The organism is Chryseolinea soli, from assembly GCF_003589925.1.
Classification (GTDB): Bacteria; Bacteroidota; Bacteroidia; order Cytophagales; family Cyclobacteriaceae; genus Chryseolinea; species Chryseolinea soli.
On sequence record NZ_CP032382.1, the window covers coordinates 7,597,695 to 7,610,868 of the forward strand.

At 46.6% G+C, this 13,174-nt stretch carries 7 protein-coding genes; 5 read left to right on the top strand and 2 right to left on the bottom strand.

Annotated elements, in window-relative coordinates; all coding sequences use genetic code 11:
• Positions 1-493 precede the first annotated feature (493 nt).
• Together D4L85_RS31620 and D4L85_RS31625 are read right to left on the bottom strand one after the other, a co-directional pair.
• Complete coding sequence (locus tag D4L85_RS31620; RefSeq protein ID WP_160144123.1) at positions 494-2,374, bottom strand: tetratricopeptide repeat-containing sensor histidine kinase; 1,881 nt, start codon at positions 2,372-2,374, stop codon at positions 494-496.
• Positions 2,375-2,938: 564 nt separating this feature from the next.
• Positions 2,939-4,108 carry a XylR family transcriptional regulator gene (locus D4L85_RS31625; protein WP_160144124.1) on the bottom strand — a complete coding sequence of 390 codons (1,170 nt, stop codon included), beginning with the start codon at positions 4,106-4,108 and terminating at the stop codon, positions 2,939-2,941.
• 241 nt (positions 4,109-4,349) lie between these two features.
• Between D4L85_RS31625 and D4L85_RS31630 the strand changes: the two genes are divergently transcribed.
• The 5 genes from D4L85_RS31630 to D4L85_RS31650 are packed head-to-tail and all read left to right on the top strand — an operon-like array spanning position 4,350 to position 13,152.
• Positions 4,350-7,391 (top strand): SusC/RagA family TonB-linked outer membrane protein, encoded by a 3,042-nt coding sequence (locus D4L85_RS31630; RefSeq protein WP_119758108.1) that lies wholly within the window; start codon positions 4,350-4,352, stop codon positions 7,389-7,391.
• Positions 7,392-7,402: 11 nt separating this feature from the next.
• Entirely contained in the window at positions 7,403-8,908 is a 1,506-nt protein-coding gene (locus tag D4L85_RS31635) for a RagB/SusD family nutrient uptake outer membrane protein (RefSeq protein ID WP_119758109.1), read from the top strand.
• Positions 8,909-8,927: 19 nt separating this feature from the next.
• Positions 8,928-10,421, top strand: a complete 1,494-nt coding sequence (locus D4L85_RS31640) for a sugar porter family MFS transporter (RefSeq protein ID WP_228450692.1) — start codon at positions 8,928-8,930, stop codon at positions 10,419-10,421.
• Positions 10,418-11,395 carry an ROK family protein gene (locus D4L85_RS31645; RefSeq protein ID WP_119758110.1) on the top strand — a complete coding sequence of 326 codons (978 nt, stop codon included), beginning with the start codon at positions 10,418-10,420 and terminating at the stop codon, positions 11,393-11,395. The genes D4L85_RS31640 and D4L85_RS31645 overlap by 4 nt, the downstream gene beginning before the upstream one ends.
• Positions 11,396-11,397: 2 nt before the next feature.
• Positions 11,398-13,152, top strand: a complete 1,755-nt coding sequence (locus D4L85_RS31650; protein ID WP_119758111.1) for a class I mannose-6-phosphate isomerase — start codon at positions 11,398-11,400, stop codon at positions 13,150-13,152.
• The last annotated feature ends 22 nt before the right edge of the window (positions 13,153-13,174 follow it).

The window sequence follows — 13,174 nt, forward strand, 5'->3', positions numbered from 1 at the left end:
GTTTGGTCTGAAATAGACCATAAAATGAGAGCAGCCGTACCACTTTTTAAGGGTACGGCTATCTGATACCTTCGGTGTGCAAGCCTCTACTTCGTTTTAATGGCATTGGTCGCCGCTTCGACAATCACATTGATAGCGGCTTCCGACTAGGATATAAAGATCAACGTCTGGAGCGACGCTCTGTCCACGGCTGCCAACATGCATAAGTCGGTTTGTCGGTCATGCTGCGTGCGTATGGTAATCAGAGGTCAACGTTGTGGGACTCAATTTAGGAGTTTTTAAGTTGCTTGCATCGCTGAAAATGGACAATTTAGCTCACGTCTACCTCTTGTATATTTTCGTCAAACTTTGTATGTTATGGCTTTGGGCTTAATCCAACGTTGTAATCCCTCATGCCAAATTTTCCATCCCCTAATAAATAACCGAAAGACCGGATTGCCGCACGCAGGGCTGCGAGTCGTAGCAGAAAGTGAAGAGATTGGAGCGTGCATTTTTACCGGATCATCACAACAAACTCTGATCCCTGATCCACCGTGCTGCTAGCAGTAATGTCTCCGCCAATCAGCTTGGCTGCCTTCATCGCCAGGTAAAGTCCCAAGCCACTCCCAGTCGATTTGGTGCTGCAGCGGACATAGGGCTTGAATATGTTTTCAAGGAACTGGGGTTCGATGCCAATGCCCTGGTCTTTTATCACGATATAAGCGAAGCCATTCCCATTGTGTACGGTAATCGTCACGTGATCACTACAGCCCATTGAAAATATACAAGCATTTTCGAGAATGTTCATCATGACGATGTTGACCAGGACAATGTTAGATTTAACCACTACTTGATCGCTTTCAATGATCTCGAAGTTCATCCGGGGATATTCTTTGCGCAGTTCCTCTATTTTAAGCCCCAAATATTTATTAATACTTATTCGAACGCGGTTACTCTTCCTTTCTTTTTCAAGCTCATAGGCCATTTGTAGCTTTTTGAGCATTTTGTCCATTCCGTTCGCTGTTTTTTGAATAGCATTAAATATCTCAATGCGTTCGCTTTCATGGGTAAGAGGAGCTATTTGGACGAGCCCTAATATTGTCGTGATCGGCCGGCGTACATCGTGCGATGCCCGGTAAAGGTACGTGTCCAGTTCCTGGTTGGTCTTCCGTAGCCGTTCTGTTCTAGCCTTCACCCTGTTTTCAAGGACCCGGTTCAGCTCATTGAGCTGCTTATTGCCTCGCCTTATAATATAGAGTAATCCCGCGAGCAGCACAGACACCAGCACAAAAGCTATCATCGAGATACGGCTTATCGTAAGCTCCTTTTCTTTCAGTTCATTTTCCTTTTTTAAAAGTGCGATATCGGAACGTTGTTTTTCAAAACGTTTTTGATTTTGAATTTGCTGAAGCTGCGAGTTGATCTGTATACTTTGCACCGAATCGCGGAATGTAATGTGTCTTTTGTAATATTTGAAAGCATTGACGGGATCTTGCTTCAGCTCAAACCATTGCGACATCAGATAGTTATATTTGCTCAGCGAAATAGGCCGTCCTGACCGCGACAGCAATGCATAGGCCGAGTCGTAATATTGCCTGGCGAGTGCAAGCCGCCCCTCGGACACGTATATCGCCCCTAGGCTAAGCAACGATAAGGCTGCTGAAGTAGGGTCGTTGTGTTTCAGGCTTGTACGGATATCATTTTCGTAACTTTCTATAGCCTCCTTTGCCATTCTCTTGGCGAGATAAATATCGGCCGCATTACCCGCCACGAGCGCCTGCCAAAATTCCTCTTTCAGCGAAGTGGCCAGGGCATATGATCGGTCGTAATATCGCTGCGCGCTATCGATGTTGTTCTCCTTGTAATATGCCAAGCCTATGGTGTTATACACTTGCATAAGCTGTATGGAGTCTCCGTGCGCCTTGGGAAAAATACCATGCAACAAGTCAATCACACGGCGGCCGTTCTCAATAGCCAGGGGATAGTTCGCCGTGTTATACTGCAAATTCGCGATGCCGACGTAGCACGATGAGGCTTTGCGCGCCAGGCCCAGTTGAAGATAGATGTCGGCTGCCATATAGAGGTCCTCGGCGGTCAGTTCCATCCGGTAGGTATTGCTGATGAGTGAACTCCTGAGCACCAGAAGCTCCGCCCGCTCGAATAGCAAACTGGGATTTTCTGTGCGGGGCAATATACCCTCTATGACTTCGATCGCTTCGAGGCCTAGGTTGTTGTGAAAAAGGGCCTGGGCCGTTGCATACGCTTGCCACACATTCCGGTCAATTCCCGTTATCGTATCGATATCAATGGCTGTCTTTGCACACAGAAGAATAGAGTCTACGTGTCCGTTCTTGCACCGGGTCAGCGCATCCGAATATTCCTGAAAATTCTTCATCTTTAATGCAAGCGTATCCGCCATCTCGGGTGCCCTCTTACAGGAACACAGGCCAATACAAAAAACAATAAAAACGGTTATAGCTCGATGGGTCAAAGAAATACGTTTGAAAGGTTTGTACAATTTAGGTAAAATATATCCAGGTTTTCAGGTAGCCGGTCAAGAGACATTCAAATTTTCAGAGCAACGGGGCCACCTTTATCACGAAGCGTAAACTAAGTCGGGATGGAAACTCAAATCGTTTGTAAGTTATACTGAGGTCGGGGCAAATGTCCGGAATGGAAAATTAACCTGCGCGTTCTTGTAGGGATGCCGGTCGAGAGAGCTTCAACGTAACATCCCACGGGAAGTGCCGGACGCTGATCCATTTGATCCACTTCACATCGTAGCCTATGCCGTAAAAAGATACTGCTCGTCCGCCGCCAGGTGGGCACCATATTCATACGTTTCCGTATTGAATTTACTGCCTATGTTTTTCGAAGCGCCCCACGATAGCTAACGGACGTTTGGCATCGCCGATGAACAGCATCATCGATGAAACATTTACTTTCATTCTGAATTTCCTTAAAGGCTTTTTTTTGGCTGAAATTCTTTCCGATACTCCAGAGGCTTGAATCCAGTGGCCATCTTGAAATAACGGGTAATGTTATCAGGATTACCAAAACCCATCTCGTAGGCAATTTGCTGAGCCGTAAGATCAGACTCCGCTAAAAAATTTTTAATCCTTTTAATCCGCACTTTCTTTATCTCTTCCAAGATGGAGGAGTTGAGCAACAGGCTAAACTTTTTTTCCAGTATCCGGCGGGAATGATTGGTAGCGTGGACTACGTCATTAACATGGATGTCGCGATAAGGTGCGTTGACGTTAATATAATTCAATGCCTTCCGCACCTGTTCGTCTTCTATCGCCAACGCACTGGTCGAATGGCGCTCTATGACAACATTAGGTTTAATCATGAAGTCTTGCTGCGGTCTTTTTTGTGTCTCAATCCACTGTAGCATTCCCTGCGCGATTTCGTAACCTGCCCTCCAGGCATTCTGATCGATGCTAGACAAAGTGGGAAGGGCCATGTCGCATAACAATTCGTCATTATCCACTCCAAGGATAGCGAGTTCGTCGGGAACTTTATAGTCGGCGACTTTGGCGGCATCCAGAAGGTGTACGTTTAACTCATCTGTAACTGAAAAAATGGCGCATGGTTTTGGAATGGTTTTTAGCCATGACAGGAGGCGAAGTGGCAGATCCTCCCAGAGCATTCTGTGATCATCGAACAAAAACTTTTCAACCCGTACGTGACGTTTACCAGCACTCAGTTGAAATCCGTTCTCACGCTCAAGTGACCAAACAAATTTTTTGAAACCCAGCAGCCCTAAGTTCTTGTAGCCTTTATTGAGGAAGTACTCGGCAGCAAGTTCACCGATACCGGTATTGTCCGCCCAAAGGTTGACACAATCCTTATATAAACGGGTATGTGGCGAGACAATCATCGGGATGTTCCATGACCGCATGGTTTCAAGACTTGGTATCTCCCGTGTGACAATACCTTCCGGTTTCCAGTCCCAAAGTCTCTCTATCAACTTTGTGTTATCATCTGCGTGGATGTACTTTGGAGAATAAAAAAAGAAATTGAATCTGTCATAAAGTTTATTGAAATGCGTAATGCCTCTAAGGACATCCCTGTCATATGCGCGAGAGGCATCAAGTAACACGGCGACTCTGAACTTCTTTTCCACCTTAGTTTTATTCAATGCCTGAAATTAGTCTTTATAAAGAAATAATTCACAATGTGTATTAAGCGCTCGAAACTTGCTGCTCATTTAAGCGTTGCAACGCATTCCGATCAATCGCAGTCATTTCAAGATGCCTATGTGTCGTTCGCATTTGGAATGCTTATAGACGCAATCGGAAGATCGACTTAACGCTTGGTTAACAATCTTTATCAAAGATTCAAGCTTAACCAAAAAAACAAAACCTATGTTCAAACTCTACCCCAAATGTATTTTGGTGGTGATACTTCTATGCCTTTTCGCGTCAAGCATGAACGCTCAAGGTCAGACGATCACCGGAATTGTGACAGAGGCGGATGCATCCCCTCTCCCTGGCGTCAATGTGCTGATCAAAGGCACGACGAATGGCACCTCCACAGATGCCGAAGGAAAATTTTCCTTAAGTGTCAATGACGCGAATGCTACGCTTGTATTCAGCTTTATTGGGTATCTGACGCAGGAAGTTGCGTTGCAAGCGCGGACGTCTCTGACGGTTGAACTGCAGCCCGATGTACGAACGCTGAACGAAATTGTCGTAGTAGGTTATGGAACGCAGCGAAGAGCGGATGTCACCGGGGCAATTGCGTCTGTGGGGTCTGAACGAATCGCTTCAAGACCGTCGGCCAACCCATTGGATGCCATCGTTGGGCAAGTGCCAGGCTTGAGCATTGCTAGTAACGGGGGCAGGCCCGGAGGCGACCTTCGCATCAATATCCGGGGATTTAACTCCATCAATGCATCGAACGCACCCCTCTTTGTTATCGATGGCATCGTTGGTGCCGACATCAATTTCATAAATCCCGCCGACATTGAGTCAATGGACGTTTTGAAAGACGCATCCGCGACAGCGATCTATGGTGCCCGCGGTGCCAACGGCGTAGTCATCGTCAACACAAAAAAAGCAAAGAGCGGAGATCTAGTGACAACATACTCCGGTACAGTCGGTGTTGATGTTCTTGCCCGAAAAGTTGACGTGTTGAATTCCGATCAGTATATGGCCAATTTGCGGGCTGGCTATGCTTTTGTTCCTGGCAGACCGGTACCAGACTTTGCAGCACTATATCCAGATTTGTTCAATGCAGACGGCTCTCCAAAGTATAATACAGATTGGCAGGATGAGGCAACCCGGGCTGCATTCACTCAAAGACATAACCTTACGATCAGTGGTGGAACGGAAAAATCCAGAACTGGCCTTTCTCTTGGCTACCAGAATCTCGATGGAATACTGCTGAATACCTTCTATAAAAAATACAACGTCGGCTTCAACAATGAAGTGCAATTGAAGCCTTGGCTAAAGTTGAGCACCAATGTCATGTATAGCTATACAAAGACAAACCGCATTGACGACTATGGCGTTGGAGCAAATAACGCTACCCGGGTTATGACGGAGTTTCTGCCCATGCTGCCTGTGAAGTACGCTGACGGACACTACAGTAGATTGACAGACTTCTTAAACATGTTTCCCGTCGAAAATCCAGTCAGATTGTTGAATGAACTACAGAAAATATCTACCGACAATCAACTTCTTGGCAACCTTGCCGTCCAAATCAAACTTACACCATCATTATCATTTAAGTCAACTGTTGGTGTCGAGTCCAAGAATTTCAATGTCGACTTCTATGCTGGACGTGACCTCCTTGATATTTCAGCCTCTCAAAAAGGCAGCGCCACACGATCCAGTCAGCGCATCTTATTCTGGCAGAATGAGAACTTCATGAACTATAACAAAACGTTCGGACAACATCACATAGATGCCATTTTGGGAGCCAGCTGGAGTCAATCCGTTGATCAAAGCTTTACAACCACGGTCACTGGCTTTTCCGACGACGCTTATCAATTCAACAATCTCGGAGCGGGTACGGTGTTTAATGCGGGCAGTGGCTATACAGCGTGGAAGCTTAACTCGTACTATGCACGGGCAAACTACAATTATGCGGATAAATATTTGTTCACGGCAACCGGCAGATACGATGGATCTTCAAAATTTGGTAAGGACAATCGATACGCCTTCTTTCCTTCCGCTGCTGTAGGCTGGAGAATATCAAATGAAGGATTCCTCAATACTTCAAACGTAATCTCCGATTTGAAACTTCGCTTTTCGTCCGGCGTGACGGGTAACTCCGAAATTGGTCCGTACGCCGCGCAAGGCTCTACAGGAAATTATACGGTAATCCTGAACGAAGCCAGAACGCCGGGTATTGCCATGGGCGGCATTCCCAACCCTTCCTTAAAATGGGAGAAGACCATTCAACAAGACTTGGGTCTTGACCTCGGCGTGTTGCATGATCGCATCCGATTGACAGCGGATCTTTATCTGAAAAGGACAAAAGATCTTCTGCTGGCAAAACCCATTCCATTCGTATCCGGATATGGAACAGTCACCGACAATATCGGCGAGCTTGAAAATAAAGGGATCGAACTCTCCCTGCAAACCCACAACATTCGTTCATCCAATTTTCAATGGAATTCGATCATTAACTATAGCGCAAATCGTAATAAGATCATTGCCCTTGGCGCGAACAACGAAGATATCTTTCCAGGACCTGGTTTTCTTGCCCAGACAAACATCTTGCGTGTAGGCGAATCTGTAGGTTCGTTTTGGGGATACCGCAGGCTTGGCACCTATAGTACCGACGAAGTTGATGAGGCTGCCCGGTACGGAAAAAAACCAGGTGACCTAAAACGTCTCGACAAAGACAATAACGGCACTTTCAACGATAAAGATCGCGAAGTAATCGGCCATGCTTATCCAAAGTTTGAATTGATGGTAGGTAATACATTCACCTACAAAAATTTCGATCTCTCTATCGACATCCGCGGTGTGTATGGCAATCAGGTATTGAACCTTACGCATCACTCCATGGAGGACCGTATCTGGTACGCAAATTCTTACACTTCAACGTTGGACGCCTGGACACCTGAACATCAAAATACTCAGGTTGGAAAACTTCGCCTGGCTCCTTTCGATGGAACCGATACAACCATCGATTCGCGATTCGTTGAGGATGGATCATTCATTCGCGGGCAGAATCTCACTTTGGGCTACCGTTTTAGTCCTGGACTTCTGGACAAGCTCGGTCTGAAAGCCGCACGCTTATCTTTCAATGTTCAAAACTTCTTCCTGATCTCTAACTACAAAGGATTTGATCCGGAAGTAAGCACATATACTCAAAGTTTTGCGCAAGGGATAGAGTTTCACGGGTATCCAAAGTCAAGAAGCTTCAACCTCGGCGTCAATGTTCAATTTTAATTCTGCAAACCATGAAAATTCTCACATTAAAAATAGCTGCCGGTCTTACCGGATTACTCCTGCTGAGCGGATGCGAATCGTGGCTTGACGAGAGCCCTAAATCAGCATTAACACAATCCAACTTCTATCAGAATTCCGAGCACGCCGAAGTTGCCGTAAATGCAATCTACGCGTTCACCACCAGTCCCTTCGTAGGCGCCGGCACGTATGGTGAAACGCCCTTTGCCATGATGGAAATGGCCACAGGGCACTTCCTCACCAAGATTGGCCAAGCGCAATATGCCATCGAGTCGGGCAATCTGGATGTCAAACCGGAAAGTCCTTATGTATTGAGCTGGTGGCAAAGTTCATTTCAAGGAATCGAAGCTGCAAACCTTGCGTTGGATCATATTCCTGGAATTTCCATGGATGAGATGAGAAAAAAACAACTGCTCGGTGAAGCGCATTTTTTCCGAGCCTACTATTATTTCAACCTCGTCAGGATGTTTGGCGATGTGCCCATGAAGACGACCAGCACCGTGGCGCCAAACGATGGACAGATTCCCAAGTCGCCTGTCGCCGACATCTATTCGAACGTTATTGTTCCTGATCTTCTGGCAGCCGAACAAGCTGGCTTGTCGAACGTCGCCGTAGGACAACGGGTGTCACTCGGCGCTGTCAAGAGTCTTTTGGCAAAAGTCTATCTCACAATGGCCGGTGCACCCCTGAATCAAACGGATAAGTATGGTTTGGCACGCGACAAAGCGAAGGAGGTCATCGATGCAGGTTGGTACTCCCTTTTCCAAACCGATGGCGACGGATCCTATTTTGACAAAGTTAATAACGTAACCTACGATTATACGGGTGAGCACATTTTCATGGCCAATTTTGCTACCGGCATCTTGAATGCCTATTTGCCAGCCTACCTCACGCCCCTGGAAGCCGACATCACGGCATCCATTGAGTTTGGAGGCTTATATCCTCATCAAACATTGCTGGACACTTACGATGCGAATGATCTTCGCGGACAAGACCACGGATACTACTACGAGAATCTTGTGGTAGGCGCAAATACATTTAATTTTCCATGGGCCATATACAAACACTTCGACAAGAATATCATTACTACATCCCCCCAATCAGGCAAGGATTTCCCGATTATCCGATACCCGGACGTCTTATTGATCTATGCCGAAGCGCAGAACCAGGCCGATGGATCGCCAAATGCTTCGGCATACGCTGCTATCAATAGCATTCGGAGTCGTGCGGGTCTCGCCGATCTTTCCGGGCTCTCGCAAGCCGCCTTCCGGGAGTCTGTTTGGAAAGAACGCGTATGGGAATTGAGTTCTGAAAATATTGTTTGGTTTGATATGGTGCGCACCCTAAAAGCATTCGATACTTCCACGGGAACATTTGTAGACCTCTTGAGCTACAAATTGCCGACGTCCGGCGTAACGTACAAGGAAAAAAACTTGCTCTTCCCATTACCTGCCCGCGAAGTGCAAGCGTCATCGTTGCAGCAGAATACAGGATACTAAAAAAAGGGTCTCCACTAAAATGTGGAGACCTTTTTTCGATTTACAACAAATCACTCAACGACTAATCGTGAATCTGGAAGTGGCCGAAAATATGATGGATAATGCGCCGAAAATATCCGGCCAGGAGAAAAGCAATGTATCCTTTGTCTTAAGAGTATCCTGCGTCGCAGCGTTGGGTGGTTTGCTTTTTGGGTATGATACCGCCGTCATCGCTGGAGCCATTGGATTTCTCGAGAAGAAATTTCTACTCTCGCCGGCCATGGTGGGTTGGGTCGCCAGTAGTGCCATATGGGGATGCGCTGCAGGTGTCTTGCTAGCGGGTCGCTTCGGTGACGTACTTGGACGAAAGAAGGCCTTGATATTGACAGCCCTGCTCTTCGGCCTTTCCGGTATCGGCTCGGCTGTTCCAAACAATCTTACCGTCTTTATTATCGCAAGATTTTCCGGAGGTCTCGCCATTGGTGCTGTTTCCATGCTTGCTCCTTTGTATATCTCTGAAATCGCGCCAGCAAGTATCAGGGGAAGGTTAGTTACTTTGTACCAGTTGGCTATTGTCTTGGGGATTAATCTCATTTACTATGTTAATCTCGAGATCGAAGCGTCGGGGGACTTATTGTGGAATATCGAGATGGGCTGGCGTTGGATGCTGGGTTCAGAAACCATACCTGCGCTCCTTTTCCTTTTTCTTATGTTTTTTGTTCCGGAAAGTCCGCGTTGGCTAATCGCGAAGGGCGATGAATCGGCCCAAAATATTCTTCAACGGCTCCATGGAGATATCGCAGGCAGGCGGGTATTCAATGACATTGTTGCCTCGCTGAAAAATGAAAAGGTGTCTATAATGGAGTTGTTCAGGCCAACGCTTCGCGCGCCGCTCGCCATTGCCGTGGTATTGGCTTTTTTCTCCCAGGTCACCGGCATCAACGCGATCATCTACTACGCGCCAGAGATTCTGAAACGCACGGGAATTGCAACGGACTCGGCCATGATGCAGACTTTTATGATTGGACTAGTCAATACCTTGTTTACACTGGTTGCCTTGTGGCTTGTGGATCGTCTCGGCAGGAGGAAACTTCTGTTGCTGGGGGTGTCGGGAATGGCGCTATGCCTTTTTGGTACTGGATACTGTTTTAACTTTAACATTACCGGCGGGCCGTGGTTGCTGATCTTTATTCTCGGATACATCGCCTGCTTTGCATCCTCTCTTGGGCCAATACCGTGGATCATCATGTCCGAGATCTTTCCCAACCGCACCAGAAGTATGGCCATGTCGGTGGCAACCGTTATCCTTTGGTTTGGGGTGATTATCGTCACACAACTTACTCCTATCCTGTTGGACAGCATCGGTGGCGCGTGGATGTTTTGGATATTCATGATCAATTCCCTGATCCTATTCACATTCACCTGGCTACGGGTTCCAGAGACAAAAGGCCTCACGCTGGAGGAAATTGAAATGCGTTGGAATGACAAACAACAAGGACCCGGTTTAAGGACTAACGAACGATTGCAGATATGAACGAAGTTGGGATTGCTATTGATATGGGCGGCACGACAATAAAGATAGGCATTGTCAGAGATGGCGATGTTTTGGACCATGCCATCGTCGTCGCAGGCTCGCATTCAAGTTTAAAAATGAAACTGGTTGAAATCGGAGACATCATCGATTCACTTTTATCGAAAGGTAAGTATACTCCCTTGGGGATTGGACTTGCATTTCCAGGCATCGTTGATGCAAGGGCCAATAAAATTATTTCAAAGTACGTCAAGTACCCCGATGCCCAACAAATGAACTTGTCGCAATGGGCCGCTGAACGTTGGCAACTTCCGATCGTCCTCGAAAATGACGCGCGGGCTGCCTTGTTGGGCGAGTGGAGGTATGGCGCTGGAAAGGGTTGTGATGATCTGGTCCTGGTGACGCTCGGAACCGGGTTTGGAACTGCAGCGATGATGAACGGCACATTATTAAGAGGGCGAAATCACATTGCCGGAAACCTCGGCGGACACATCACGATAAATTTACAGGGCAGTATTTGCAACTGCGGCAATATCGGCTGTCTTGAAACCGAGTGCTCGGCCTGGGCCATCGACCATTATGTTCGGAACCTTGAAGGCTTTAATCAAAGCACGATAAAAGAAGCCAAAGAAATCAGCTTTCGAAACATTTTTCACGCCAGTGCAACGGGAGATGCCTTTGCCATAAAGGTTCTGAAGCATTGTCTAAACGTATGGTCCATTGGCGTAATCTCCCTGGTTCACGCATATGACCCTGAGAAGGTAATCGTCGGCGGTGGCATCATGAAGAGCAAGGAGGTGATCATCCCGCATATCTCGGAGATGATAAAAAAACATTCATGGATAAAGGACGGATCCGTTGACGTAGTGTCCGCAGAGCAAATTGACTTTGCCGGGATCCTTGGCATGTATCATCTGATTTCCTCTTTGAAAACAAAACTCAAATCGACGCACGAGAGCGGCTACAACAATCAATAATCATGAACATAAGAAAGACTTCACAATACGAACTACCCATAACCAAGAATGAGTCAGCTGAAGGTTATGACATCTATCCCACCCACGCGATAACGGCGAATAGCATTCACATAGGATATACCTCGTTGGTCACACCGTTGATCCGCTACAAGGCAATTCGAATCGACGGCTTTACTGGAATAGTATTCGATGACATCAGGTCGCGCATGACCAAGGCATTTGAAGCCTTCAACTTAGTGCCCCATTGGGTTGATGTAACGGAAGCGCTAAAAAGTCCTCAAGAGATTGAAAAAATGATCGAACCGTTCATGGGTGGTGACGATCCTGTTTTTGGTAAGATCGCCACAATCGAGCTCCGGGATTTTTTCAATGTTGAAGCCTTGAAAGATCTCGCTACTCGCTCCCAAGGTGCGTTAACCATTTTCTACGGCGTCGGTGCGTCGTTAATTGAGGTAAACAGCCCCTTGGTCTTTTTCGACATTCCGAAGAACGAAATACAATTCAGATCGAGAGCCGGAGTTGTCCGAAATCTTGGGGCCACAGCATCACAGGATCCAAAGGTCATGTACAAACGCTTTTATTTTGTTGACTGGATCGTTATCAACCGAAATTTAAAATCCATTATTAACGCCATAGATTTTTTTGTCGATGGACAACGGTCGGATGAGATCACGTGGACGTCTGGCAAAATTTGGAGGGAATCGTTGAAGAATATCACAAGATCATGCATCCGTGCACGGCCCTGGTTCGAGCCCGGTGCCTGGGGAGGAAGCTGGATCAAAAGGAACATTCAAGGACTTAATAAAGATGTGATCAACTATGCCTGGTCATTCGAATTGATCACACCAGAAAATGGCATTCTCCTTGAAAGTTCAGGTGTACTGCTTGAAACAAGTTTTGACTCGTTAATGTTTGTCGCCGGAAAAGAAGTTCTGGGAACGGACGCTTCGATTTTTGGAGACCTATTCCCCATCCGATTCGACTTTCTGGACACCTTTGATGGCGGAAATCTTTCTGTGCAATGTCACCCGAGAAAAAAATACATACGCGAACATTTTGGCGAGGCGATAACACAGGAAGAAACCTACTACATCCTTGACCGCCAGAAGGAATCCAAAGTATATCTTGGCTTTAACGAAGGTGTAACCCCAGACCAGTTTGGCGCTGCCCTAAAACGGAGCTTTGAAATGAAAGAAACATTTGATGTCGACCGATACATCCAGTCATTTGTAACCCAGAAGCATGATCTTTTCTTGATCCCGCCCGGCACTATTCATGCGTCAGGAAAAGATACGCTTGTCCTTGAAATTAGCTCCACGCCATACATCTACACCTTTAAGTTGTACGATTGGCTTAGGCTGGACCTTGATGGCAAACCACGCCCTATGAACATTGATCGTGGTTTAGAAAATCTAGCCTTTGACCGTTCTGGAGCAGCCGTTGATCGGGACCTCATTTCCAAACCAAAACTCCTCGAGACGACGGAAGCGTACGATTTGTATCAGTTGCCAACCCACCCAGAACACCTTTATGAGATCCACCGCTATAAGATAAAAACAAAGGCAAACATCAGAACCCATGATAAGGCTCACGTACTAAGCCTTGTGGAGGGAAGCTCTATTGAAATAATGGTTGGCAAAAAGAAATTTGAATATCAATATGCAGAAACGGTTCTCATCCCCGCAGCGGTACAAACGTATACCGTTACCAACTTAGGTAGTAGTCCGGTGATGATGATACTGGCGTCGATAAAATAATCATCTCGTTTAGGTTTAGGGT